The sequence below is a fragment of the Pseudomonas sp. zfem004 genome (genome assembly GCF_032621715.1).
Taxonomy (GTDB): domain Bacteria; phylum Pseudomonadota; class Gammaproteobacteria; order Pseudomonadales; family Pseudomonadaceae; genus Aquipseudomonas; species Aquipseudomonas sichuanensis.
In genome coordinates this window covers 18199-43744 of the sequence record NZ_JAVYJF010000026.1, presented here as the reverse complement: position 1 = coordinate 43744, position 25546 = coordinate 18199, and the positions used below count along the sequence as shown (strand labels likewise).

At 65.0% G+C, this 25546-nt stretch carries 21 protein-coding genes and 2 pseudogenes; 12 read left to right on the top strand and 11 right to left on the bottom strand.

Features of this window, described 5'->3' with window-relative positions; all coding sequences use genetic code 11:
- Positions 1–173: 173 nt before the first annotated feature.
- Positions 174–1352, bottom strand: a complete 1179-nt coding sequence (gene hmpA / locus RTH46_RS22670) for an NO-inducible flavohemoprotein (RefSeq protein ID WP_316906690.1) — start codon at positions 1350–1352, stop codon at positions 174–176.
- 154 nt (positions 1353–1506) lie between these two features.
- Here hmpA and norR point away from each other — a divergent pair, with 154 nt between their 5' ends.
- The 4 genes from norR (at position 1507) to RTH46_RS22650 (ending at position 5240) form a co-directional block, all read left to right on the top strand.
- Complete coding sequence (gene norR / locus RTH46_RS22665) at positions 1507–3057, top strand: nitric oxide reductase transcriptional regulator NorR (RefSeq protein ID WP_316906689.1); 1551 nt, start codon at positions 1507–1509, stop codon at positions 3055–3057.
- A 157-nt stretch (positions 3058–3214) separates the two neighbouring features.
- Positions 3215–4114: a chemotaxis protein gene (locus tag RTH46_RS22660; protein WP_153786512.1), complete on the top strand. Its 900-nt coding sequence runs from the start codon at positions 3215–3217 to the stop codon at positions 4112–4114.
- A gap of 86 nt (positions 4115–4200) precedes the next feature.
- Complete coding sequence (locus RTH46_RS22655; RefSeq protein WP_110995879.1) at positions 4201–4509, top strand: hypothetical protein; 309 nt, start codon at positions 4201–4203, stop codon at positions 4507–4509.
- Positions 4506–5240 carry a YkgJ family cysteine cluster protein gene (locus RTH46_RS22650; RefSeq protein ID WP_316906688.1) on the top strand — a complete coding sequence of 245 codons (735 nt, stop codon included), beginning with the start codon at positions 4506–4508 and terminating at the stop codon, positions 5238–5240. The genes RTH46_RS22655 and RTH46_RS22650 overlap by 4 nt, the downstream gene beginning before the upstream one ends.
- Positions 5241–5400: 160 nt before the next feature.
- On the opposite strand, the gene RTH46_RS22645 is transcribed toward RTH46_RS22650, so the two are convergent.
- The 7 genes and pseudogenes from RTH46_RS22645 to RTH46_RS22620 form a co-directional block, all read right to left on the bottom strand.
- The gene (locus RTH46_RS22645) at positions 5401–6456 is read right to left on the bottom strand and encodes a methyl-accepting chemotaxis protein (RefSeq protein WP_410478592.1); all 1056 of its coding nucleotides are present in this window, start codon (positions 6454–6456) and stop codon (positions 5401–5403) included.
- 246 nt (positions 6457–6702) lie between these two features.
- Positions 6703–6873 (bottom strand): annotated as a pseudogene (locus RTH46_RS26420) (PAS domain-containing protein); the annotation flags it as partial.
- A gap of 195 nt (positions 6874–7068) precedes the next feature.
- Positions 7069–8139, bottom strand: a complete 1071-nt coding sequence (locus RTH46_RS22640; RefSeq protein ID WP_153786508.1) for a fimbrial protein — start codon at positions 8137–8139, stop codon at positions 7069–7071.
- 36 nt (positions 8140–8175) lie between these two features.
- Positions 8176–8769: a fimbrial protein gene (locus RTH46_RS22635; protein WP_316906686.1), complete on the bottom strand. Its 594-nt coding sequence runs from the start codon at positions 8767–8769 to the stop codon at positions 8176–8178.
- A gap of 506 nt (positions 8770–9275) precedes the next feature.
- Positions 9276–11786 (bottom strand): fimbria/pilus outer membrane usher protein, encoded by a 2511-nt coding sequence (locus RTH46_RS22630; RefSeq protein ID WP_316906685.1) that lies wholly within the window; start codon positions 11784–11786, stop codon positions 9276–9278.
- A 31-nt stretch (positions 11787–11817) separates the two neighbouring features.
- Entirely contained in the window at positions 11818–12546 is a 729-nt protein-coding gene (locus tag RTH46_RS22625; RefSeq protein ID WP_316906684.1) for a molecular chaperone, read from the bottom strand.
- Between the two features lie 71 nt (positions 12547–12617).
- On the bottom strand, positions 12618–13166 hold the full coding sequence (locus RTH46_RS22620) for a fimbrial protein (protein WP_153786504.1): 549 nt from the start codon (positions 13164–13166) through the stop codon (positions 12618–12620).
- On the opposite strand from RTH46_RS22620, the gene RTH46_RS22615 reads away from it, so the two are divergent.
- The 7 genes and pseudogenes from RTH46_RS22615 (at position 13165) to RTH46_RS22585 (ending at position 21920) form a co-directional block, all read left to right on the top strand.
- The gene (locus RTH46_RS22615) at positions 13165–13404 is read left to right on the top strand and encodes a hypothetical protein (RefSeq protein WP_153786503.1); all 240 of its coding nucleotides are present in this window, start codon (positions 13165–13167) and stop codon (positions 13402–13404) included. The genes RTH46_RS22620 and RTH46_RS22615 overlap by 2 nt on opposite strands.
- A 35-nt stretch (positions 13405–13439) precedes the next feature.
- Positions 13440–14582, top strand: a pseudogene (locus RTH46_RS22610) (efflux RND transporter periplasmic adaptor subunit); the annotation flags it as partial.
- A gap of 122 nt (positions 14583–14704) precedes the next feature.
- A complete protein-coding gene (locus RTH46_RS22605; RefSeq protein WP_316906683.1) occupies positions 14705–17797 on the top strand; it encodes a multidrug efflux RND transporter permease subunit in 3093 nt (1030 codons plus the stop codon).
- Between the two features lie 9 nt (positions 17798–17806).
- Positions 17807–18478 (top strand): heavy metal response regulator transcription factor, encoded by a 672-nt coding sequence (locus tag RTH46_RS22600; RefSeq protein ID WP_153786500.1) that lies wholly within the window; start codon positions 17807–17809, stop codon positions 18476–18478.
- 132 nt (positions 18479–18610) lie between these two features.
- Positions 18611–20035 (top strand): heavy metal sensor histidine kinase, encoded by a 1425-nt coding sequence (locus tag RTH46_RS22595; protein ID WP_316906682.1) that lies wholly within the window; start codon positions 18611–18613, stop codon positions 20033–20035.
- Between the two features lie 129 nt (positions 20036–20164).
- Entirely contained in the window at positions 20165–20389 is a 225-nt protein-coding gene (locus tag RTH46_RS22590) for a hypothetical protein (protein ID WP_316906681.1), read from the top strand.
- 205 nt (positions 20390–20594) lie between these two features.
- Positions 20595–21920 (top strand): OprD family porin, encoded by a 1326-nt coding sequence (locus RTH46_RS22585; RefSeq protein ID WP_316906680.1) that lies wholly within the window; start codon positions 20595–20597, stop codon positions 21918–21920.
- A 274-nt stretch (positions 21921–22194) separates the two neighbouring features.
- Here RTH46_RS22585 and RTH46_RS22580 read toward each other — a convergent pair whose 3' ends face one another.
- The gene (locus RTH46_RS22580) at positions 22195–22443 is read right to left on the bottom strand and encodes a DUF3077 domain-containing protein (RefSeq protein WP_125465478.1); all 249 of its coding nucleotides are present in this window, start codon (positions 22441–22443) and stop codon (positions 22195–22197) included.
- Positions 22440–22679, bottom strand: coding sequence for a hypothetical protein (locus RTH46_RS22575; RefSeq protein WP_316906679.1), 240 nt, complete (start codon positions 22677–22679; stop codon positions 22440–22442). The genes RTH46_RS22580 and RTH46_RS22575 overlap by 4 nt, the downstream gene beginning before the upstream one ends.
- Positions 22680–23551: 872 nt before the next feature.
- On the opposite strand from RTH46_RS22575, the gene RTH46_RS22570 reads away from it, so the two are divergent.
- Positions 23552–25054 (top strand): sensor domain-containing diguanylate cyclase, encoded by a 1503-nt coding sequence (locus RTH46_RS22570; protein ID WP_316906678.1) that lies wholly within the window; start codon positions 23552–23554, stop codon positions 25052–25054.
- Here the strand turns inward: RTH46_RS22570 and RTH46_RS22565 are convergent.
- Positions 25051–25527, bottom strand: coding sequence for a ferritin-like domain-containing protein (locus RTH46_RS22565; RefSeq protein ID WP_153787032.1), 477 nt, complete (start codon positions 25525–25527; stop codon positions 25051–25053). The genes RTH46_RS22570 and RTH46_RS22565 overlap by 4 nt on opposite strands.
- Between the last annotated feature and the right edge of the window lie 19 nt (positions 25528–25546).

Sequence of the window (25546 nt, the reverse complement as noted above, 5' to 3'; positions counted from 1 at the left end):
GAGCATGGCGTGCAAGACAGGCCAGGCGGAACGCCGAACCGCAGCGATTGGGATGAAATCCATCGCGGGGCAAGTCGCACCGGCGCACCGCCGCTCCCACGCCAGCCCCCCTGGATTCAATGTGGGAGCGGCGGTACGTGGGAGCGGGCTTGCCCCGCGATGACATCAGTGCATCACTCCAGCGCCGCCGCCGGCCCGAAGAACTCATAACGGCTCTGCCCTTCCGGCACGCCAATCGCCTTGAGCTGACGCTTGATCGCCGCCATGAAACCCTTCGGCCCCAGGAAGTAGGCATCGATGTCACGCTCACCCGGCAGCCACTCGGCCAGCAGCGCCTGGTCCAGCAGGCCCACGGCATCAGCCGCCTGGCTGCCATCTTCCTCGGCGTAGCAATAGAAGCGCTTGAGCTGCGGATGACGCGCCGCCAGGCCGTCGATCCAGTCGCGGAACGCATGCACAGCACCATTGCGCGCGCAGTGGATGAAATGCACCGGGCGCTGGGTTTTCAACGCAGCTTCAAGCATGGCCAAGGTCGGGGTGATGCCCACGCCGCCGCTGATCAGCACCAGCGGCTTGTCACTGGCCGCCAGGGTGAAGTCGCCGGACGGCGGGAACAGCTGCAGGGTGTCGCCCACCATCAGCCCGTCATGCAGGTAGTTGGACACCTTGCCGCCCGCTTCGCGCTTGACGCTGATGCGGTACTGCTCGCCGTCGCACAGGGCCGACAGCGAATAGTTGCGGCGCTGCTCGGCGCCATCGATGAACAGCTGCAGGCCGATGTACTGGCCCGGCTCGGCCTTGAGCACCGGCTTGCCATCCACCGGGGCGAAGTAGAACGAGACGATCTCACTGCTTTCCTGCACGCGGCGCACCAGGCGGAACTCGCGGGCACCGCGCCAGCCGCCGGCGGCTTCTTCCTTCTGCTTGTACAGGCTCTCTTCGGCGCCGATCAGGATGTCGGCCAGCTGGCCGTAGGCGGCGCCCCAGGCGGCGATCACTTCAGGGGTGGCGATGTCCTTGCCCAGCACTTCCTCGATGGCGCGCAACAGGCAGCTGCCGACGATCGGATAGTGCTCGGGGAGGATCTGCAGGGCCACATGCTTGTTGATGATCTGGCCGACCAGGCCACCGAGCTGTTCAAGCTTGTCGATGTGGCGGGCGTACATCAGCACGCCGTTGGCCAGGGCACGGGGCTGGTCGCCGCTGGCCTGGTGGGCCTGGTTGAACAGTGGGCGCACCTCGGGGAACTCGCTGAGCATCATCTTGTAGAAGTGGGTGGTCAGCGCTTCGCCGCCGCTTTCCAGCAGAGGAACAGTGGCCTTGATGATTGCACGTTGTTCGGCATTGAGCATTGCTGCAACTCCTGAGCCTTTGGCTTCGAATGGTTGCCTTTGACTTATCAGCAATCGTGCCAACTTTAAAAGCCAATAAAATCAGGCTCTTGAGCATATGAGTGTCAAAACGACACACTCAAGCGTATAGTCATTTCGACCAAATGGAGTCCATATGACTGCAAAGCCCCTGCTCACCGCCCTGCTGCCCCTGGTCAGCGACCTGTCCTGCGACCTGCCCGACCAGGAGCGCTATCGCCGCCTGCTGCAGGCCATGCGCGGCCTGTTGCCGTGCGACGCCGCGGCGCTGCTGCGCCTGGATGGCGAATGGCTGGTGCCGCTGGCGGTTGATGGCTTGTCGCCCGATACCCTCGGCCGACGCTTCCGAGTCGACGAGCACCCGCGCTTCCAGATCCTGCTCAGCCGCCCCGAACCCACCCGCTTCGCCAGCGACAGCCCACTGCCCGACCCTTACGACGGCCTGGTCAACGCCGAGCATGTCGACCTGGAAGTACACGACTGCATGGGCTGCCCGTTGATGGTCGACGAACAGCCCTGGGGCCTGCTGACCCTGGATGCCCTCACCCCCGGCCAGTTCCAGAGCCTGGAGCTGGAGGCGCTGCAGGCGTTCGCCAGCCTGGCTGCCGCCACCGTCACCGTGGCCGAGCGCATCGAGCACCTGGCCCTGCGCGCCGAGGATGAACACCAGCGCGCCGAGGTGTACCGCCAGGCCAGCGGCCAGGACAAGGAACTGATCGGCCAGAGCAAGGCGCACAAGCGCCTGGTCGAAGAGATCCGCCTGGTTGGCGGCAGCGACCTGACCGTGCTGATCACCGGCGAAACCGGTGTCGGCAAGGAGCTGGTGGCCCAGGCCCTGCACCGCGCCAGCAAGCGCGCCGACAAGCCGCTGATCAGCCTCAATTGCGCCGCCCTGCCCGACACCCTGGTGGAAAGCGAACTGTTCGGCCACGTGCGCGGTGCCTTCACCGGCGCCCACGGCGAGCGGCGCGGCAAATTCGAACTGGCCAACGGCGGCACGCTGTTCCTCGACGAGGTCGGCGAACTGCCCTTGGCGGTGCAGGCCAAGCTGCTGCGGGTGCTGCAGAGCGGCCAACTGCAACGGCTGGGCTCGGACCGCGATCACCAGGTGGACGTGCGCCTGATCGCCGCCACCAACCGCGACCTCGCCGAAGAGGTACGCAACGGCCGCTACCGCGCCGACTTCTATCACCGCCTCAGCGTGTATCCGTTGCAGGTGCCACCGCTGCGCGAGCGCGGCCGCGACGTGCTGATGCTGGCCGGCTACTTCCTGGAACAGAATCGCTCGCGCCTGGGCCTGGGCAGCCTGCGCCTGTCCGCCGAGGCCCAGGCGGCGCTGCTGGCCTACGACTGGCCGGGCAACGTGCGTGAGCTGGAGCACTTGATCGGGCGCTCGGCGCTCAAGGCACTGGGGCAGCATGGGCAACGGCCGAAGATTCTTACCTTGGAGGCGGCGGACATTGATCTGCGTGCTGTCCAGCCAGAGGCTCAGCTTCCCACGCCTGTAGTACAGGCAGACGCACCGCTGCCGGAAGGCGGTTTGCGCGAGGCGCTGGATGACTATCAGCGGCAGATCGTCGAGGAGTGCCTGAAGCGCCATGGTGATAACTGGGCGGCGGCGGCGCGGGAGCTGGGCTTGGACCGGGCCAACCTGAGTCGCCTGGCCAAGCGATTGGGATTGCGCTGAATACGCTATCGCGGGGCAAGCCCGCTCCCACAGGTCGGTGCAGTCCGTGGGAGCGGGCTTGCCCCGCGATGGACCGCAAATAGCAAACTACGCTAAAGCCTGACGTCAAAAAGCCGATAACCCGGCATCCTCCCCTTTACCTGAACGAAGGTTGCCCATGGCCACGCAAAAAGCCCGCGCGGACTCGCTGTCCCTGCTGCTGTTCACCCTGCGCAGCGGCAAGCTGATGGCAATCAACCTGCTCAAGGTCAGCGAGATCATCACCTGCCCGCCGCTGACCAAGCTGCCGGAGGCCCACCCGCACGTCAAAGGAGTGGCCACCCTGCGCGGCAACTCGCTGTCGGTGATCGACCTGTCCCGCGCCATCGGCGAACGGCCGCTGGAAGACCCCGCCGGTGGCTGCCTGATCGTCACCGAGATCAGCCGCTCGCGCCAGGGCCTGCACGTGCAGGCGGTAAGCCGCATCGTCCACTGCCTGAGCACCGACATCAAGCCGCCGCCGTTCGGTTCGGGCAACCGCTCGTTCATCACCGGCGTGACCCGGGTCGACAACACCCTGGTGCAGGTGCTGGACATCGAGAAGGTCATCCACGGCATCGCCCCGCCGCAGCACGAGCCGCACCCGGGCGAAGTCAGCGAAGAAGACGCAAGCCTGCTGGCGGCCGCCAACATCCTGGTGGTCGACGACAGCCAGGTGGCGCTGCAGCAATCGGTGCACACCCTGCGCAACCTCGGCATCGAATGCCACACCGCACGCAGCGCCAAGGATGCAATGAACGTACTGCTGGAGCTGCAAGGCACCGAGCGGGAGATCAACATCATCGTCTCGGACATCGAGATGTCCGAAATGGACGGCTTCGCCTTCACCCGCACCCTGCGCGAAACCCCGGACTTCCAGCATCTGTACATCCTGCTGCACACCTCGCTGGACAGCGCCATGAGCGGCAACAAGGCCAAGGAAGCCGGGGCCAACGCCATCCTCACCAAGTTCAGCTCGCCAGAGCTGACCGACTGCCTGGTGGTGGCGGCCCGCGCTGTGGTGTTCGCCGAGCGCTGATATATTCAGCGACAAACTCCCCGGCTTGCCGCCGGGGAGCGTTCGGGCATAATGCGCGCCCTTCGCAGCCAACGGCGGACCCGCACATGAAATACCTCAGTTCCCTGCTGATTGCATTCGCGCTGTTCAGCGGCGCGGCCCACGCGTCCAGCACCCAGGCCTGGAACGACCAGCGCCAGCACATGCTCAAGGCTTGCCTGAAGGCCAGCCAGTTCAAGCAAGCCCACGCCCTGGGCAAACCTGCCGAATTCGACGACCAGGTCGGCTACAGCGCCCTGTTGATCGAAGGCGTGTACCCGCAAAAGCACATGAACAACGCCACCGGCACCGAGCTGTGCCTGTACGACCGCCAGCGCCAGCAGGCGTTCGTCACCGAGTGGGCGGCCGGCAAGTGAGCGACAGCATCCGTTTCGGCTGTACCGGCTGCGGCAAGTGCTGCACCGGCCACCATGTGCCGCTGACCCTCGCCGAAGCGGGCCAGTGGGCGCGCGCCGGGGGCCAGGTGATCGTGCTGATCGAAGGCTTCATGGCCGATGGCCCGGGCATGCCGCCGGAACAGCGCGAACATGTGCTGCGCCGCTCCCACCCGGTACCCTGCGGCACAGGCGAGCTACGCGTGTCGGTGACCTTCGCCGCGTTCAACCCAGGGCGCTGCCGCAACCTGGACGCCGACGACCTGTGCAGCATCTATGAAAGCCGCCCGCTGGTGTGCCGCATCTACCCGGCCGAAATCAACCCGCACCTGCCGCTGCGCCCCGAGAGCAAGGACTGCCCGACCGAGGCCTGGGAACAGGGGCCGGAGCTGATCCATGGCGGGTTGCTGCAGGATGCCGAGTTGCGCGGGTTGATCGAGGCGTCGCGCCAGGCCGACCGTGAAGACATCGCCAGCAAGGTCGCTATCTGCCAGGCGTTGGGGATCACCACCAGTGCGCTCAAGGGCAACGGATTTACCGCCTGGCTACCGGACATGGGGGCATTGGCGGCGGCGTTGGACGCGGTGCCTGTGGAGAACCCTGCGCAATGGCAGGTGCATGTGGTGGATGGCGAGCTGGCTGGCAGCCTGCAGGGGCATGGGTTGCAGACTACCGCCGAGACGCCGGTGTATTACGCCTTTATCGGGTTCTGATCTGCCCGCTACCCATTGGCCACACCTGCCCCTGTGGGAGCGGCTTTAGCCGCGAACACCGGCAAAGCCGGTGCCATCCACCGCGTCGCCTGCTTCGCGGCTAAAGCCGCTCCCACAGGCAATCTCCCACAGTGATCGGTGCTCCAAGCTACCAAGGCGCTTACTGGCACCTGCGCCAGAACTCATCCGCCAGCCGCCGCAAGTCCTGCGCCAGATCCGCCACGTCGCTGGCGCTGCCATGGCTGCGCTGCCCCACCTGCACCGTCGCCTCGCTGGCCTGGCGGATGCTGATGATGTTGCGGTTGATGTTCTCGCTGACCTGGCTCTGCTGCTCCACCGCCGCGGCGATCTGCAAACTCATCTCGTTGATCTGGTTGACCCGCACGCTGATGCTGTCCAGCGCATCGCTGGCCAGTTGCGCCTGCTCGACGCTGTGCCCGGCATGGGCGCTGCTCTCGCGCATCACTTGCACGGCAGCGCGGGCGCCGTCCTGCAGGGCACTGATCATGTGCTGGATGTCATGGGTGGACTGCGCGGTGCGCTGCGCCAGGCCACGTACCTCGTCGGCCACTACGGCAAAGCCGCGCCCCTGATCGCCGGCCCGCGCCGCCTCGATGGCGGCGTTGAGCGCCAGCAGATTGGTCTGCTCGGCAATGCCGCGGATCACGTCGAGCACCCCGGAAATCTCGCTGCTGTGGCTTTCCAGTTGCTGGATCACCTCGCCGGCCTCGACCAGCGAACCGGCCAGGTCCTGGATCGCGCAGCGGTTACGGTCCACCAGCTGGTGCCCGGCCTGGGTCTCGCCCTCGGCCTGGTCGGCGGCCATCGAGGCCATCTGCGCGCTGCTGGCCACCTGGGCCACGCTCGCGCTCATCTGGTGGATGGCAGTGGCCACCTGGTCAGCCTCACTTTGCTGCTCAAGGCTATTGGCATGGCTGCTGTGCAGCGCCTCGACCAGCGAGCCGGAATGCCCGGCCAGACGCGACGAGGTGTCGCCGATGCGCCCGACCACGGCGCCCAGTTGCGCCTTGAGCATGCGCATGGCGAACTCGATCTGGCCCAAGCCATCGCGCCGGCCTGTGTATAAAAGCTGGCTCAGCGGGTTGTCGGCAATCGCCAGGGCCTGGCGGCGCAGGCGCTCATAGGGGCGCAGCAACAGCAGGATGGCCAGGCCGGCAAGGCCCGCCACGCCAAGTACTTCAACCAGTGACACCAGCAGTGGCGCCCCTGCCCACCATTGGCCCGCGCCTATCACCAGCGCCGCAACCCCCGCCACCGCCAGCGACAGGCGGGTTGCCAGGCCCGCCACTGGCAAGCGTTCGCGCCAGCTGCGCCGCCCTTCACGCAGGCGTGCATAACAGGCTTCGGCCGCCGCCACCTGTTCCCTGCCGGGCTTGGTGCGCACCGACTGGTACTCCAGCGCCTGCCCGCCACTGCTGATGGGCGAGACGAACGCACTGACCCAGTAATGATCACCGTTCTTGCAGCGGTTCTTCACCAGGCCCATCCACGAACGTCCAGCCTTGAGCGCCTGCCACATCTGCGCGAAGGCCTGGGGCGGCATGTCCGGGTGGCGGACCAGGTGGTGGGGCTGGCCCAGCAGCTCGTCGCGGGTAAAGCCGCTGACCTGCATGAACACGTCATTGGCGTAGGTAATGCGGCTGTCCAAGTCGGTGGTGGACAGGATGTTGGCGTCGCCGGGGTAATCCACTTCGCGACCGGTAACAGGCAAATTGCACTTCATCGGAGGCTCTCGTTGTTGTTGGGGACAATCGGCAGGGCGCTCGAGATTAGTGGCAATTGGCAATCATTTTTTGATCTGGCTCAATCATTTGTAGGTCAGGGTGAAGCTCAACGAGGCGTTGGCGACCCCGGCCGTGGGGGCGGCGTCGCCCAGCTGGATGTAACGTGCGGATAACGGCAGTACAAGTTCGTAGTTGGGGACCTCGAAGAGCGGCACCTCCTCGGTAAGCCGCATAGGTTTTGGGCCGTATTCCTCCATCACCTGAACGCCAATCCCCGTGGCGTCGGACTCGCTATTGAGGCCAATGATGCCGTTCGCGGAATCCACCACAGGCGAGCCATTGCGCGGGTCCAGGCGCAGGTAGCCAATGGGATAGTTGCCAGGCACGGTTCCACCTACACACTTCATGAACGGCAGGTGGAACACCTTGGTGTCAGTGAAACTGCCTGGCCCGCTGAAATGCGAAACCTGCCAGGTGCCCATCGGTACCCGGACCTGCTTCGAGGGTTCGCCAGGCAAACCACACTGCGCCACATTCAGCGTTCCGCCGGAAAAGTCCACTTCCAGCACCTTGCCGCTACGGTTGCTGGTGAACTCGGCCAGGGTGTGCCCGGCAAGCGGTTGTGGTCCCATGCCTGGGTCGATGGGGCCGATCTTGATCAGGCGGTAGTGGTATTTCAGTGAGTTCACAAAAGGTACCCGGATCGCGCCTCCCACCTCCGCGGGGCTGACGATCTCGCGGTGCGGCACGCCCCAGCCAAAAAGCCCCTGGCCGGGAATGAACTGCCAGTGCTGGCCAGTGTGGGAGTCGCCGAAGCTGGCCAGCACGGCCAGGCCGACACCGGGAATATTCGTGTGCAACAACACCTCTCCTGGCTCCACCCACGGTGAACCCGTCTCTTGCCGCAAGGGGGTGGTGACCTCGAACACCGTCTGCTCGGGGCAGTCGATATTGACCGGCGAAAACACCACCGTTCTGTAGGTGTTGAGGGTTTCGCTCGAGTAGATGAGGCTGCCGATGGGCGCATCCCTGCCCACCACCAGGTTGCCAGGGTTGAACGAGATCCGCTGGAAGAATCCGGGGGGAAACTCACAGGCCAACGCCTGCAACGGCAGGCACAGGCCAGCCAACACTGCCAGTTTGCGCAAATACATACTGCTACGCCTCCGAGGCCAGAAACCGGTTGAAGCTCATTTGTAGGTCAGGGTGAATCCCACCGATGCATTGGCCACGCCCCCTACGGGAGCGCCCTTGCCGGTCTGGATGTAGCGGGCGGCCATGGGGATCTGGATGTCGCCGTTCTGCATTCGGACCATGGGCACGTCTTCGATCAACGGCATCGGTGTCAGGTCTGCCTTGAGCACCTGCACGCCCACACCGGTAGCGTCCGAGTCCTGGTTCAGGCCAAGGATGCCGCGCGGCGCGTCGAGCACACTGGAACCGTTGCGTGGGTCCAGGCGCAACACGGCGAAGTTCTCGTTGCCGGGCTCGGTTCCGGCCTGACAGGCCTGCACCGGGACGTTGAACGAACGGGCATCGGTGACGCTCCCCTCGCCGGTGAACTGGTCGGTGCGCCAGGTACCCATGGGCACGGTGACCTGGGTGGACGGTGCGCCGGGCAAGCCGCACAGGGCGGTATCGAGGGTGCCCGCCGAGAACACCAGCTCGACCACTTTGCCTGCCTTGTCGTTGGTGACCTCCGCCAAGGTATGGCCAGCCAGCGATTGTGGCCCCACCCCCAAGTTCACAGGGCCGTACTTGATGATGCGGTAGTCATAGAACATGGGTCGGATTCCAGATCCCGCCGTTCCGCCTATCTGGACGGTCGAGGTGTGGGGTATGCCCCACCCGAAACGCCCTTGGCCAGGCATGTATGTCCAGTAAGGGCTAGAGGGACTGCCATAGCTGGCGCCCATCACAACGCCGATCCCCGGTATCCGCGTCTGCAGGATCACCTCGCCGGGGCCGACCAGACCAGAGCCATGGATCTGCGGCATGGGCGATGTGACCTCGAACCGATTTGTCCCATAGCACCACATCATGTCCACGCTTGTGTGCTCCCATTCAAAGCTCGGCTGCTGAGGGCGAATGATCGTGCCGACCGGGGCATCCCGGCCGACAAACAGGTGCCCCGGGTCTATGTTCACCCTGTAGAAGAAACCCGGTGGAAAATTGCAGCCCATCACTGACAGAGGCAACCACGAAAACAGCGCCAGCCCCCACTTCAATGTCCCACGCCAAATAGCACCACCCGATACATCACGCATTGCTCTGTCCAACAGACTGCTCCTCATCCACGACCTACGGCGTGATGCTCAAGCAACGCCACCTCTCCTTGGCGACAGACACTCTCAACCTGTCGATACCCTTGTGCAGGCGCCTCGCCAGCCAGTGCCAGCAGCGCCCGGCACTGTTGCGACGCACTGGCGCCCCAGCGCACGGTCAGCGCCTCTACTCCCCCTTCGAATGCCAGCAACGCCTGCCCGCCGGGCCCGACCACGCCGACCGTGCGCTGCGCGCCGTCCACCACCTGGGCGCCGAACGGCGGCAGCCCGCCGTCTTCCAGGCGCAGGTTCAACAACACCTTCTCCACCCGCTGCGCAGAAAACTCGGCCTTGACCACTGCCCCCCGGCGCGGCACCACGTTGGTGACGCCGTTCTCGATCTCTGTGCTGTGGTCCAGCCCACTGGTGTCCAGGCTCACACGGTTCTTGCGGTACGGCGTGAGGTAGGGGATCAAGGCGTAGCCGCTGCTGTCGGTACGGGTGCCCGGTGCATTGCCAAGGCCCACACCTGGGGTATCGGCCACATGCACGAGCCCCAGGGTTTCGCCCAGGGTCTGGCCCAGGGCGACGCCGCCACTGTGGGCGAGCAACGAGCCCGAAGCGCTGACATTGACTTGCTGGTAGCGTTCGCCGGCACTCACGCCAGCACCCAGCTGGGCGAAGGGTGCCAGGTAGTTGAGCGAGGCCGAGCCGCTGCCACCTGAACGCTCGGCATGGTTGGCGTCCAGGGCATAGTTGAGATGCCCGGAGCGTCCCCGGTAACCGGCGCGCTGGTCGTAACTGCCATCGCTGTTGCGGCTCAGCGCCAGGGTGCCGCTGCTGCCGCCACCCAACGGGATAGACACGTTGAAGCTGATCAAGCTGGACTGGCCGAACGAATCCACCAGGCTCTTGCTGGCGTACAGGCCATAGCTCACCCCACGGTGCACGGTGTTGACGCCCAACTGCAACTGGCGCTCGCGGCGCGAAGTGTTCCAGTAATCCTGCTGGCTCAGGTTGAGGTATAGCGAGGTGTTGCCGAAGTTCTGGTTGATGCTGGCCTGTACCCGGCTGCGCTTGGTCATGCGGTTGAAATCGTCGCCCTGGTGCTGCCACACCGCTTCGCTGAAGTCCCGATACCCTTCAGTCGAATAGCGGTAGCCGGCAAAACGCACCGAGGTGCCGGTAGCGAACGCCTTGCCATAGCGGATGCCGTAGCTGCGGCCCTGGTCGGTGCGCCCGTCGCGGCCTTCGGTGCGGGCCTGGGTCACGTCCAGCGAGATGGCGCCGAAGCGCCCCAGGTTCTTACCCAGGCCCAACTGCGTGGCGCGGTAGAAGTCATTGCCCAGCAGGCCGCCGGACAAGGTGTAGTCGTAGGGCAAGCCGTAGGCCAGCGTGGCCTGTGCAAGGCCTGGGCGGTTGCCATTTTCATCGGCGGCGTTGTACTCGCCAAAGGTCAGCCCATAGCGCCAGGTGTTCTCGCGCAGCAGGTTGCCGAGGGTGGCGTAGGGCTGGGTGAAGCGCCGCTCGCGCCCGTCCGCCTCGGTGATGATCACCTCGAGGTCGCCGCTGCCGCTGGAGGCGTTGAGGTCGTTGATCTCGAACGGTCCGGGCGGGACAAAGGTGGAGTACAGCGAATAGCCGTTATGGCGCACCTCGACCCGCGCACGGGTCTCGGCCACGCCACGGATCACCGGCGCGTAGCCCTGCATCGAATCGGGCAACATGCCGATGTCGCTGGCCACCTGCACCCCACGAAACGGCAGGCTATCGAACACATCTCCGGCAGTGAAGCTCTCACCGAGGGTGAAAGTGCCAAGGCTGCCGGGCAAGTCGGTCTGGGCATAGGTAGCCGAACGCTGCCACTGACGCTGGCCGTTCTGGTCCTGGTTGTAGCTGCCGTTGGAGCGCAGGCGCCAGCCGGCGAGGTTGAGGCCGCCATTGAGATACAGGCTGAACTGGTTGTGGTCGCCCTGCCCCGCCGTGTGCCCTTGCGAGCCGGTGAACTGGTAGTTGAGCAGCCCGGCGTTGATGCCCGCGTCCCATTCTTCCGGCGCCACGTACCCCGCGGCGTCGCGACGCAAGGCCACCTGTGGCACGCTGATGTCCAGCGCCAGATACGCGGGATCGAAGGTCACCATGGCGCCTTCGACCGCCTGTTGCAGATCGACGCAATCCAGCGTGTCCAGCTCGCGCTGGTCGATGAACGTGGCCAGCTTCACGCCCATGGCATCGAGCATCGCCGGGCTCAGGCAGGCGCGCACCTCGCCATTGCCGGCATCGTCGAAGCGCAGTTCGCGGCGGTCATGGAAGCTCTGGTTCAGGCGGATGGTCACCAGGTGCAGCCCCGGCGGTACCTGAGCGTTGTGGGCGATAGCCTCGAGGTCCAGGTTGGGGCCGGCCGAGCCGCCGCCAAAGGGCTGCATGAAGCTGCTGTCGAACATCGCCGCCTGGGCAACCGGCAGGCCGGCACCGAACAAACAGGCGAGCAGCGTCGGGCCACAGGCGCCAGGCCTGCGGCAGGAAAAATTGGGCATTACGGTTACTCGATCAGAGGGCGGGCGCCTGTCAGCGCGTAGCGGTAAGGCTGACCCGTTCGGGTTTGGTGTAGCCGCCGTAGTCGTTGATCACCGAGAACTCGACGCTGTTCGGCGTCCAGCCCAGGCGCGGGGCGATGGCGTACTGGCGGCTGGAGAACGGCGCCACCATCACCGGCTTTTCGATTTCGCTGTCGCGCGAGCCGTCGGCCACCTTGATATGGATGAACGAGACATGGAACGGCGTCGGGTTGTGCACGTGCAGTTGTGGTACACCGGCCTCCTGACGGATGGCCCACTCCAGCCGTGGCAGGGCCTCGAGCAGGCTGCCCTGCAGCCCTTTGGGCCGGTAGAACAGCTTGATCCGCGTGCGCAGGGCGATCTTCAGGGTGTTGCCGTCGTCGTTGCTGGCGGCGGGAATTTCCTGGGCATTGAAGTAGAACACCGACTCGCGGTCGGTCGGCAGGTTGTGCGCGGTAGGCACGATACGCACCATCTGCTCCTTCATCGCATCCAGCCGGAACAGCGGCGGCGTGGCGATGAAAGGCGCGCTGATGGCGTGATCGTCTTCCTCGGTGTTGATCCAGGCCTGTACCGCGTAGGGTTTGTCGGTACCGTTGCCGGCGGTGATCGATGCATCGCGCTTGCTGGCATCAAAGATGATGCGCGTGCCGCTCAGGGTCACCCCTGCCTGTGCCGAGGGCAGCAGCGCCAGCAACAGTGCGCCCGCCAGCCACCCGTATGATTGAGTGCGGAACATCACGCCCCCTTGGTTTCAAGGTGAGTTTCAAGGTGAGCCACGCCCGGCAAAGGGCGCGGCTGCAGTCCGGTTTACTGGATGTTCACGGTGAACTGCGCCTTGGCGTTGGCCGGGCCAGGGGTGGCCGCGCCGGTGGCGATGTAGTTGGCAGTGAAGCGCAGTGGTTGACTGAGATCGGCGTACTCGGCGGATGGCTCGGACACCGGCAGTTCGGTACCGTTGAAGTCGCGCAACTGCACCGCCACGTTGCTGGCGGCACCGGCCACCGGCTCCAGCGCCAGCCACTGGCCTGCCGCACCGGCCGAGCCGGTAATCGGCAGGAAGGTCACGGTGGCGGCTTTGCCGGTGATATCGCAACCTGGGTCGCTGGCGTCCACCTGCAACGTGAACGAACCACCACCGGCCACATCGCCGGCCTGGGCCAGGCTGCTCACCGGTACCTGGTCGCCCAGCTTGACCACGCCCTTCGCACCACCGGTGCCATCGCCGACCTCGATGGCGCAGGTGCTGTTGATGATGGTGCCTTCGAAGCTGATCTCGCCATCGGCAGCTTGTGCGAACTGGCTCGCGCCCACCAATGCCATTGCGGCGGCCAGGCCGCTCAAGGTTACCTTTTTCATGGATGCTCCCTTTATGATGCTGCGCACGTTGCGCCTTGATGATGCGTACAACGGCAACCGTGAGTGGCTGCCGGGTACGAGGGGCATCATGCAGTGGCCGACCAGGCGATCCATGGCGAAACGGAGCAAGCTCAAGGGAACGCTTTCCCAAGCAAACTGCGAAATTTCCTCAACGCTTGCAATACTGACAGCGCTGACAGCCAGCGGTCACCCTGGCGACCCGATCGGCGCGCTATAAGACACTGTCCCCTTCCCCTTTCCGGCCACCGCCACATGACCCGACCCCTGCCCCGCAAAGCCTTGATCCTGCTGCTCGTCGTCGCCCTCGGCGCCACCGCCTGGTGGCTGCGCCCGACCGCCGACACCGCGCACAAGCCTGCCACCGCCATCCCGGTGCGGGTAGTCGGCGTGGCGCAGCAGGATGTGCCGCGCTACCTCGGCGCCATCGGCTCGGTGCTGTCGCTGCACAGCGTCGAGGTGCGCCCGCAGGTCGAAGGCGTGCTGACCCAGGTGCTGGTGAAGGAAGGGCAATGGGTGAAGCAGGGCGACCTGCTGGCCACCCTCGATGACCGGGCGATCCGCGCCAGCCTCGACCAGGCCCGCGCCCAGCTTGGCCAGACCCAGGCGCAACTGCAGGTGGCGCGGGTCAACCTCAAGCGCTACCAGTTGCTGAGCAGCGATGACGGCGTGTCGAAGCAGACCCTCGACCAGCAGCAGGCGCTGGTGAACCAGTTGCAGGCAACCATCACCGGCGACCAGGCGGCCATCGACAACGCCACCGTGCAACTGAGCTATACGCAGATCCGCTCACCGGTGAGCGGCCGAGTGGGCATCCGCAACGTCGACCCGGGCAACCTGGTGCGTACCAGCGACACCCAAGGCCTGTTCAGCGTCACCCAGATCGACCCGATCGCCGTGGAGTTCGCCCTGCCCCAGCAGAACCTGCCGACCCTGCACAAACTGCTCGAAGCCCCCACGCCTGCCGAGGTGGAGGCGTTCATGGATGCCGACGGCGAGCGCAGCCTGCTGGGCAAGGGCCACCTGGCGCTGATCGATAACCAGGTGTCGGCCAATACCGGCACGGTGCGGGTCAAGGCCGAGTTCGACAACAAGGACGGCCACCTGTGGCCCGGGCAACTGGTGACCGTGCGCCTGCTCACGGCGGTGGACGAGAACGCCCTGGTGGTGCCGCCGCCAGTGGTGCAGCGCAGCATCGACGGGCACTTCGTTTACCGGCTGGACGGCGACAAGGTCACCGCCGTGCCGGTGAAAGTGCTGTATCAGGACAGCACGCTGAACGTCGTTGATGGTGTGAAGGCAGGGGATTGCCTGGTGCTTGATGGCCAGTCGCGGCTAAAGCCCGGCAGCCGGGTTGAGACCAGCGGGCAGTGCGCAGAGCCGCAGCGCCTGGCCGATGGCCATCGCGGGGCAAGCCCGCTCCCACGCGATCCTCCCCGCGATGCAAGTACTAACGTGGGAGCGGGCTTGCCCCGCGATGAGGCCCTTACCGACAACGCCAAAGCCGAGGCGAGCCAGCCATGAACACCCGCAACGGCGTTTCGGCCTGGTGCATCGACCACCCCATCGCCACCCTGCTGCTGACCTTCGCCCTGGTGCTGCTGGGCGCCATCGCCTTCCCGCGCCTGCCGGTGGCGCCGCTGCCCGAGGCTGACTTCCCGACCATCCAGGTCACCGCCGCACTGCCCGGCGCCAGCCCGGAAACCATGGCGTCCTCGGTAGCCACGCCCCTGGAGGTACAGTTCAGCGCCATTCCCGGCATGACCCAGATGACCAGCAGCAGCGCCCTGGGTTCGACCAACCTGACCTTGCAGTTCACCCTCGACAAGAACATCGACACCGCCGCCCAGGAAGTCCAGGCAGCGATCAACACCGCCACCGCGCGCCTGCCCCAGGACATGCCCAGCCCGCCGACCTGGCGCAAGGTCAACCCGGCCGACAGCCCGGTGCTGATCCTTACCGTCAGCTCCACGCAGATGCCCGGCAATGAGCTCAGCGACTACGCCGAAACCCTGCTGGCGCGCCAGCTCAGCCAGATCGACGGGGTCGGCCTGGTCAACATCACCGGCCAGTTGCGCCCGGCCATCCGCGTGCAGGCCCAGCCCGAGAAACTCGCCGCCATCGGCCTGACCCTGGCCGATATCCGCCAGGCCATCCAGCAGACCAGCCTCAACCTGGCCAAGGGCGCGCTGTATGGCGAGCACAGCGTGTCGACCATCGCCGCCAACGACCAGTTGTTCCACCCCGAGGACTATGCGCGGTTGATCGTCAGCTACCGCAATGGCGCGCCCGTGCACCTTGCCGACGTGGCCAAGGTGATCAACGGCGCCGAGAACGCCTACGTCAAGGCGTGGTCGGGCGACCAGCCGGGGCTCAACCTGGTGATCTTCCGCCAGCCGGGGGCGAACATCGTCGACACCGTGGACCGGGTCCTCGATGCCCTGCCACGCCTGCAGGGAATGCTGCCGGCCGCGGTCGAGGTGTCGGTGCTGCAGGACCGCACCCAGACCATCCGCGCCTCGCTGCACGAGGTGGAGCTGACCTTGATGATCGCCGTGGCCCTGGTGATCGGGGTAATGGCGCTGTTCCTGCGCCAATGGTCGGCAACCATGGTGGTGTCCAGCGTGCTGGGCGTGTCGCTGATCGCCAGTTGCGCATTGATGTACGTGTTCGGCTTCAGCCTCAACAACCTGACCCTGGTGGCCATCGTCATCGCCGTGGGCTTCGTGGTCGACGACGCCATCGTGGTGGTGGAGAACATCCACCGCCACCTGGAGGCCGGCGACGACAGCCGCACCGCCGCGCTCAAGGGCGCCGGCGAAATCGGCTTCACCGTGGTGTCGATCAGCTTCTCGCTGATTGCCGCGTTCATCCCGCTGCTGTTCATGGGCGGCGTGGTCGGGCGGCTGTTCAAGGAGTTCGCCCTGACCGCCACGGCGACCATCCTGATTTCGGTGGTGGTGTCGCTGACCCTGGCGCCGACGCTGTGCGCGCTGTTCATGCGCAAGCCGCCGCAAGAGCAGCACGGCGGTTTCGGCCAGCGCCTGCTGGGCTGGTACGAAAAAGGCCTGGACCGCGCCCTGGCCCACCAACGCCTGACCCTCGGCATCTTCGGCATCACCCTCGCCCTGGCGGTGGTCGGCTATGTCGGCATCCCCAAGGGCTTCTTCCCGCTGCAGGACACCGGCTTCATCCTCGGCACCACCGAGGCGGCGGCGGACGTGTCCTACCCCGCCATGATCGAAAAACACCTGGCCCTGGCCAAGATCATCGGCGACGACCCGGCGGTGCGCGCGTTCTCCCATTCGGTGGGGGTGACCGGCAGCAACCAGACCATCGCCAACGGCCGCTTCTGGATCTCGCTCAAGCCCCGCGGCGAACGCGATGTCTCGGCCAGCGAGTTCATCGATCGCCTGCGGCCCAAGCTGGCCCAGGTGCCCGGCATCGTCCTGTACATGCGCGCCGGCCAGGACATCAACCTCAGCTCCGGCCCTTCGCGCACCCAGTACCAGTACGTGCTCAAGAGCAACGACGGCGTGGCGCTGAACCTGTGGACCCAGCGCCTGACCGAGCGTCTGCGGGAAAACCCGGCGCTGCGCGACCTGTCCAACGACCTGCAACTGGGCGCCAGCGTCACCCGCATCGACATCGACCGCCAGGCCGCGGCGCGCTTCGGCCTGACCACCACCGATATCGACCAGGCGCTGTACGACGCCTTCGGCCAGCGCCAGATCAGCGAATTCCAGACCGAGACCAACCAGTACAAGGTGATCCTGGAGCTGGACGCCCGCCAGCGCGGCAAGGCCGAAAGCCTCAACTACTTCTACCTGCGCTCGCCGCTGTCGGGCGAGATGGTGCCACTGTCGGCACTGGCCCACGTGGCGCCGCCCAGCACCGGGCCGCTGTCGATCAGCCACGACGGCCTGTTCCCCGCCGCCAACCTGTCGTTCAACCTGGCCCCCGGCGTGGCCCTGGGCGATGCGGTGCAGATCCTCGAACGCACCCAGCGCGAGCTGGGCATGCCCGACTCGATCACCGGCAACTTCCAGGGCGCGGCCCAGGCCTTCCAGAGCTCGCTGTCGAGCCAGCCGTACCTGATCCTCGCCGCGCTGGTGGCGGTGTACATCATCCTCGGCGTGCTCTACGAGAGCTTCGTGCACCCACTGACCATCATCTCCACCCTGCCCTCGGCGGGCCTGGGGGCGATCATCCTGCTGTGGGGAAGCGGGCAGGACTTCAGCATCATGGGGCTGATCGGCGTGGTGCTGCTGATCGGCATCGTCAAGAAGAACGGCATCCTGTTGATCGACTTCGCCCTCGAAGCCCAGCGCCACCACGGCATGACGCCCGAACAGGCAATCCGCCAGGCGTGCCTGGTGCGCTTTCGCCCGATCATCATGACCACCCTGGCCGCGCTGCTCGGCGCGGTGCCGCTGATGTTCGGCTTCGGCGCCGGCGCCGAGCTGCGCCAGCCACTGGGCATCGCGGTGGTGGGCGGGCTGCTGGTGAGCCAGGCGCTGACGCTGTTCTCCACCCCGGTCATATACTTGGCCCTGGAGCGCCTGTTCCACCGCCGCCAGGCCGCCACCGCCGCCGCGCCGACCGCCCGCTGAGACAAGACCATGCGCGTACTGATCATCGAAGACGAAGAAAAAACCGCCGACTACCTGCACCACGGCCTGACCGAGCAGGGCTTTACCGTGGACCTGGCGCGCGACGGCATCGACGGCCTGCACCTGGCCCTGGAAGGCGACTATGCGGTGATCGTGCTCGACGTGATGCTGCCGGGCCTGGACGGCTACGGTGTGCTGCGAGCGTTGCGGGCCCGCAAGCAGACGCCGGTGATCATGCTCACCGCCCGCGAACGGGTCGAGGACCGCATCCATGGCCTGCGCGAAGGCGCCGACGATTACCTGGGCAAGCCGTTCTCGTTCCTCGAACTGGTCGCCCGCCTGCAAGCCCTGACCCGCCGCAGCAGCAGCCAGGAACCGCTGCAGGTGCAGGTGGCCGACCTGTGGATCGACCTGATGGCGCGCAAGGCCACCCGCGCCGGCCAGCGCCTGGAGCTGACCGCCAAGGAGTTCTCGTTGCTCAGTGTGCTGGCCCGGCGCCAGGGCGAGATCCTGTCCAAGACGGCCATTGCGGAGCTCGTGTGGGACATCAATTTCGACAGTGACGCCAATGTGGTGGAGGTGGCGATCAAGCGCCTGCGCGCCAAGCTTGACGGGCCCTTTGACAACAAGCTGCTGCATACCATTCGAGGCATGGGCTATGTCCTGGAAAACCGTGGGTAGTGAGCGGTCCCTGTGGGAGCGGGTTTACCCGCGAAGTGGCCACCGAGGTGCCTGGCACCGGCGTTGCCGGTGTTCGCGGGTAAACCCGCTCCCACAGGGGCTTGGCGGCGTCGTCGACTGGATTGACTGTCAATGAACACGAAAGACCATTTGCGCAAAAGAGCCGGCAACTCCATCGCCCAGCGCCTCTGCGCCCTGTTCACCCTCGTCGCCCTGGGCGTGTTCGTGCTGATCGGCAGCGCCCTGTACCGCCAGGTCGACCGCAGCCTCGACCTGTTGCCCGCCGCCGAACTGGACGCCCGCTTCAGCGTGCTCGAGTCCGCCCTCAACCGCTACGGCACGCCCGAGCACTGGGCCAAGATCAACAACAAGCTCAACCTGCTGGGCGAAGAGGACAAGCGCATCCGCTTCTGGGCAGTCGGCAGCAACCCGAACTACGAATACGGTCAACCCACCGAGCTGGTCCGCGCCTTCGCCGAAGGCCCGCCGGGCATGCGCGACCTGCGCCTGGCGGACAGCCCCTACCCTTACAAAGTGCTGGTCAGCGAGCTGCCGGCACTGGGCGAACGCCCGCCGCTGCGCTTTCTGATCGGCATCAACACCGAAACCTTCTGGCAGGCCCAACACAGCCTGCTGGTGGCCATCGTCGGCCTGGCAGCTTTCGGCGTACTGCTGGCTTCACTGCTCAGCTACTGGGTGGCGCGTATCGGCTTGAAGCCCTTGCTGACGCTCTCCGACCAAGCCCAGGGGCTCGCCCCGCCACGCCTGGACGGGCGCCTGCCAACCGAAGCCCTGCCCCCGGAACTGGCCCGCTTCGCCGGCGCCTTCAACGCAGCGCTGGACCGGGTCAGCCAGGCCTACACCCAGCTCGAAGCGTTCAACGCCGACGTCGCCCACGAACTGCGCTCGCCGCTGACCAACCTGATCGGCCAGACCCAGGTGGCACTGACCCGCGGGCGCAGCGCCGAGCACTACTTCGAGGTGCTGCAATCGAACCTGGAGGAGCTGGAGCGCCTGCGCAGCATCATCAACGACATGCTGTTCCTCGCCAGCGCCGACCAAGGCAGCAAGGCCACCGCGCTGGCCGAGGCCTCGCTGGCCGAAGAAGTGGCCACCACGCTGGACTACCTGGACTACATCCTCGAGGACGCCCAGGTGCGCGTGAGCGTCAGCGGCGACGCCCGGGCACGCATCGAGAAAGCCCAGCTGCGCCGGGCGCTGATCAACCTGCTGAACAACGCCGTGCAACACACCGCGCCCAACCAGGTGATCGAGGTGTGCATCAAGGCCGATGAACAGCAGGTGAGCATCGCCGTGAGCAACCCAGGGCCGGCCATTGCAGACGAGCACCTGGCCTTGCTGTTCGAACGCTTCTACCGAGTGGATGCGGCACGCGCCAACAGCGGCGGCAACAACCATGGTTTGGGGCTGGCGATCGTGAAGGCCATCGCCTTGATGCATGGCGGCAGCGTTTTCGTGCACAGCGAAGCGGGTGCCAACACCTTTGGTATCAGCCTGCCAAGCGCTCAACTACGCGGGTTTGCGGTAAAAGTCTGAGGATATTTGCAGCAATCATTACTTTTTGCGCAACAGTGCTTATCTGAACAGGCCCTGTTTCACCGGGCCTCGCGGGATTAATTTAGCGCCATCTCCACTAGCACTTGCTTAGCAAGAAGGTTGTTTCAAATGTCCAACAGTATGGGTGTTGCCAGCGTATTTATCCTGTCGTCCCTGTTGTTGTCGCCCCTGGCCATGGCGGAAGAATCCTCGGCCTTCGTAAACCGCAACGCAGAAGTTGCAGCGGTCCATCAGCAGGCCCGCGAAGCCATTGCCGCGCAAAAAGCCGACGCCGCGAAAGGCTCGCAGCAGACTGCTTCCAAGGTATCCGTCGACGATAGCGCCGACAGCTGATCCGCCACTCTCCAGTTTCCTGATTTTCCCTTGGCTACACCGTGGGCGTTGCCCGCGACGATATGTTAGCCTTTCCAAGCCGCTGCCGATCAGCGGCTTTTTTTATGTGTCGAAAATATCAGCCCGGCTGTTACGTCTCTAATAAGAAACTTGCAGATACGACAATAAAAACTGCCCCACCGCTTGACCAAAGGAGTTTGTACCGGTGTCTTTTGCGTTTCGTTTTACCCCGCTTTTCCTTGCGTTAACCGCAACGATTCCCCTGGCCGCCCAGGCCGATGAAGACAAGGCTGATGGCTTCATCGAAGGCTCTACGCTGAACCTGCATTTTCGCAATGCCTACTTCAACCGCAACGAACTCAACCGTGACGTGCGCGACAAGCGCGAATGGGGCCAGGGCGCCGTGGCGCGCTTCGAGTCCGGCTACACCCCCGGTGTGATCGGTTTCGGCCTGGACGCCCACGGCATTCTCGGCCTCAAGCTCGACGGTGGTGCGGGCCATGCCGGCACCTCGATCCTGCCCAACCACATCAAGGACGACGGCAGCCAGGGCGCTGCACCGCACTCGTTCTCCACCGCGGGCGGCGCGATCAAGCTCAAGGGCTTCGACACCGAGTTCAAGGCCGGTGACCTGTTCCTCACCAACCCGGTGATCGCCGGCGGCGAATCGCGCATGCTGCCGCAGACCTTCCGTGGTTTCGCCCTGACCAACACCAGCATCGACGGGCTGATGCTCGAAGGTGGCCAGGTGAGCTTCACCAAGCCGTACAACCAGAGCGGCCACCGCCGCATCGACACCTACTACGGTGCACTGGAAGACGGCGACAAGAGCAAGCACCTGAACTGGGCCGGCGCGTCCTGGAGCGGCACCGAAAACGTCACCGCCAATGTCTACGCCGCCGAGCTGAAGGACATCTGGAACCAGTACTACGCCGACTTCGACTACACCTACCAGGTCAACGACCTGGTCAGCCTCAACCCGGGCGCGCACTACTACCACACCCAGGACACCGGCCAGTCGCTGCTGGGCAAGATCGACAACAACACCTACAGCCTGCACTTCACCGTGGCTGCCGGGTTCCACAGCGTCACCGCCGCCTACCAGCGGGTCAACGGCAACACGCCGTTCGACTACATCAACCTGGGTGACAGCGTCTACCTGGACAACTCGCGCATGTACTCGGACTTCAACGCGCCCAACGAGCGCTCGTGGAAGCTGCAGTACGACTATGACTTCGCCGGTGTCGGCGTGCCGGGGCTGACCAGCTCGCTGTCGTACTCGCGCGGCGAGGCGGACCTGACCAAGGCCACCCAGGACACCACGCACTACGACTACTACAACGCAGACGGCAAGCACGCCACCCACTGGGAGCGTGACTTCGACCTGAAGTACGTGTTCCAGGAAGGCCAGTTGAAGGATTTGTCGGTGCTGCTGCGCTATGCCAGCCACCGGGCCAATGCGGCGTATGCGGCGCAGTCGGATAACGACGAAGTGCGGGTGATCATCGATTACCCGGTGAACGTGTTCTGATCTGACGTCGGCGCACGGCGAGGGCTTCGCCCTCGTTTCGCCGGCAAGCCGGCTCCCACAAGGTCCGCGCCGACCTGATGACAGGCGCGGTACCTGTGGGAGCTGGCTTGCCAGCGATGGGCCGCAAAGCGGCCCCAGTCAGCATCACTCATCTGCGCTGTTGGCATACGTGTCCTCCAAAAAGCAAAACGCCCAAGGGGTCGGCACGTCCTGGATGAGGTGGACGGCTTACAGCCTTGGGCGGGATACGCGAAGAGTACAAGCCTCTGTTTTACTAACGCCTGTTCAACCCGAGCTCCAGGTCATTGACCAGCGCCTTGGCCATGGCGCTGAGAATCCGCGCCGCACTGCCGGCCAGCAAATCCCCCTCCATTTCCGCCTCGGTCGTCAGGTGCAGGATGCAGCCCTGCAACATCGACAGCTCATCGAATGCCCGGCTGAACGGGATATCGGGCTGGACGCGGTACAGCTCAAGGAAGGTCTCGACGCCTGCGGTGAAGGCGGGTTCGGGTTTGTCGCTCATGGCGCTGCCTCCAGTGACCGGGCATGGTCGAACAGGCAGCGCAGCAGCTGGCTGAGGATGGCCACGTTTTCCATCAAGACCATGGGGCGGTCGTCAGGGTCGAATGTGCGGTAGACATCCAGGGTTCGGCTCAGGGTCGACATCAGCACGGCGGCGTGGGCCATGGCGGCGTCGTGGGTCAGGTGGTCGATGATGCTGATGTAGGGGATTGGAGGGTCGGGGACTAGTTTTTTCATATGCAATTTCCAATATCGATAAAGGAAACCGCCAGCTCATCCTTTCTCACGAGACAAGGGTGGCAGCCGTACATGGGGTGAGAAAACCGAGGATATTGGAACCCGGCCAGACCTAAGTCTGCCCATGCACGACTGCCATAACAGGGTGCGGGACCAACATCGTTCGGGTTTCTCACGCCCGGTCACCATTCGGCGACTCGAGGAAGTTATCCCTGATGATTGTCCCGGCATATCTAGAACCTTCCGGCAGGCGCGTAGGATAGGTCCCAAGCATGGCCTGGCTGAAGCATTTGGTTTCAGATTCGGAAATGTCGTACGCGGTTGTGCGGGGCTGGTCAGGATCTGGTGATGGCTACCAGGTGCCCGCCACAACCCTTGCAGCGCCTGTGAGATCGAGCGCCGCCCGCGCGGCGCTTCGCGGGTAAACCCGCTCCCACAGTTTGTTTCGGGCCAGTCTCTCCTGTGCCATTACCTGGTCCGCCTTGTTGGCTCGACACAATTTCAGCGTGGGCGTTGCCGCCGCCCCACATGACTCAAGGCATGCACCAAGGCAGGCGCCGGTACTTTCACAGAAATAACTGGCCCGAAACAAACTGTGGGAGCGGGTTTACCCGCGAAGCGCCGCGCGGGCGGCGCTCGATCTCATAGGCGCTGCAAGGGTTGTGGCATGCACCTGTATGCCCTGATGCCATCAACAGCCAGACACCCGATAACCCTCATGCGATCGCAAGCCCGCCACAAAAGCCCCCACCCCCACAATTTCGTCGGACAAAACACCATAATTCTTGTCCGACAATCCTCCCTTCCTTAGAATACCGCCGCCGCGTAATGGCCCATCCCCCATGGATCAAGGGGCTTATGCAGTAGCGAGCATGACGTCAGTAACCCGATCACCACGTTCAGCCCTGTACAAGTCACACCCCGAACTGATCCTCAACCTGGGCAGTTGCCTTGCCGTGCTCGCCATAGTGGGCATCGTCAGCTACCTGCTGGCACGCGAGCGCGACAGCGTCGAGCAGTCGGCGATCCGCTCCTCCGGCAACATCGTGCAACTGATCGAAAGCGACATCCTGCGCAACGTCGAGCTCTACGACCAATCGCTCAAAGGCCTGATCTGGGCCGTCAAACACCCCGAATTACTCAATGTCCAGCCCAGCCTGCGCCAGCAGATCCTGTTCAGCCAGGCGATCTCGGCACCGGTGCGCGGCGACATTCTCTGGCTCGACGCCAGGGGCGATGTAGTCGGCGACTCCACCAGCGTGGTGCCCCGCCAGGCCAACTTCGCCGACACCATCCCCTTCCAGCGCCACCGCGACCATCCCGGCCTGGGCCTGCTGATCAGCCCGCCGTTCAAGGCCCGGCTGGGCGACCTGGACTGGTGCATCAGCTTCAGCCGGCGGATCTCCGGCAGCAACGGTGAGTTCATCGGCCTGGCCGCCGGGGCCCTGCGTCTGTCGTATTTCAGCCGGCTGTTCGAGCGCCTGGACATCGGCGACGACAGCAGCATCAACCTGCTCAACACCGACGGCCAGCTGCTGGCGCGCCAGCCCTCCCGGCCACAGGATCCGCTGATCGGCACCAGCTTCAGCGAGCGGCCCAACTTCAAACGCATCCTCGGCGAGCGCAGCGGCAGCTTCACAGCCAGGTCGAGCTTGCGGGAAGCCCAGCGCATGTACACCTTCGCCCGGGTCGCCGACCTGCCGCTGATCGTGCTGGTGGTGCACTCCACCGACGAGGTGTTCCAGTCCTGGCGGCGCACGGCGATCGTGGTCAGTGTGGCCACCGGCGTGCTGTGCATCGGCATCCTCTGGCTCACCTTGCTGCTGGGCCGCGAATTACGCCGGCGCCACGATGCCGAGCAGGGCCTGGCGACCCTGGCCGCCACCGACAGCCTCACCGGGCTGGCCAACCGCCGCCGGCTCGACCAGGTGCTGCGCCTGGAATGGGCACGCGCCCAGCGCAACCGCAAGTCGCTGGCGGTGCTGATGGTGGATGTGGATCATTTCAAGGCATTCAACCAGCGCCATGGCCATGCCGGCGGCGACCATGTGCTGCGCGAGGTCGCCAAGACCATCGAGCGTTGCATACGCCGCCCGGCGGACCTGGCAGCGCGTTATGGCGGGGAAGAGTTTCAGGTGGTGCTGCCCGAGACCGAACTGGCCGGCGCACTGCTGCTGGCCGAGCGCATACGCGCCAGCGTCGAGTCGATGCCGCCGTTCGGCGCGGACGAACGCTCGGTAACGGTGAGCGTCGGCATCGGCCTGCACATCCCCGGCACCCAGCACGACCTGACCCGGCTGCTGGGTGACGCGGACGAGGCGCTCTACCGGGCCAAGGCGAATGGCCGTAACCGGGTAGAGGGCCCTCAGGCTTAAGAGGCGGCGCGGGCTGCGTTGCGCAGTGCCTTCACCTGGTCATGGTTACGCTGTACACCCTGCAACTGGTTTTCCACCAGCATGTAGGTCTGGTCACTGGTGGTACGGCCCAGCTTGACCAGTTTCTCGCGGGCGTCCTTGTAGGCTTTGAGGGCGTGATCCTCGCCCCGCTCAACTTCATTGAGCACCGCCGTTTCATCCTTGCCGGTGACCAGCGACTTGAGGTTGACCCAGCCACGGTGCAGGTCGCCGCTGATGCTGGTGCTGGTTTCCGGGTCGCCACCCAGACGGCGGACTTCGCTTTGCAGCTGGGCCGCGGCATTGGCGCACTCACCGGCACGCTGGACGAAGAACGCCTTGAGTTGTGGATTCTTCACATCCTCGGCGGAGGTCTTGAAGCCCTTCTCGCCGTCCTTGCTGTACTCGATCAGGTCGTTGAGCACATCGATGACGTCTTTGTTGGGATTACTCATGGCAACAACTCCTTGGCAG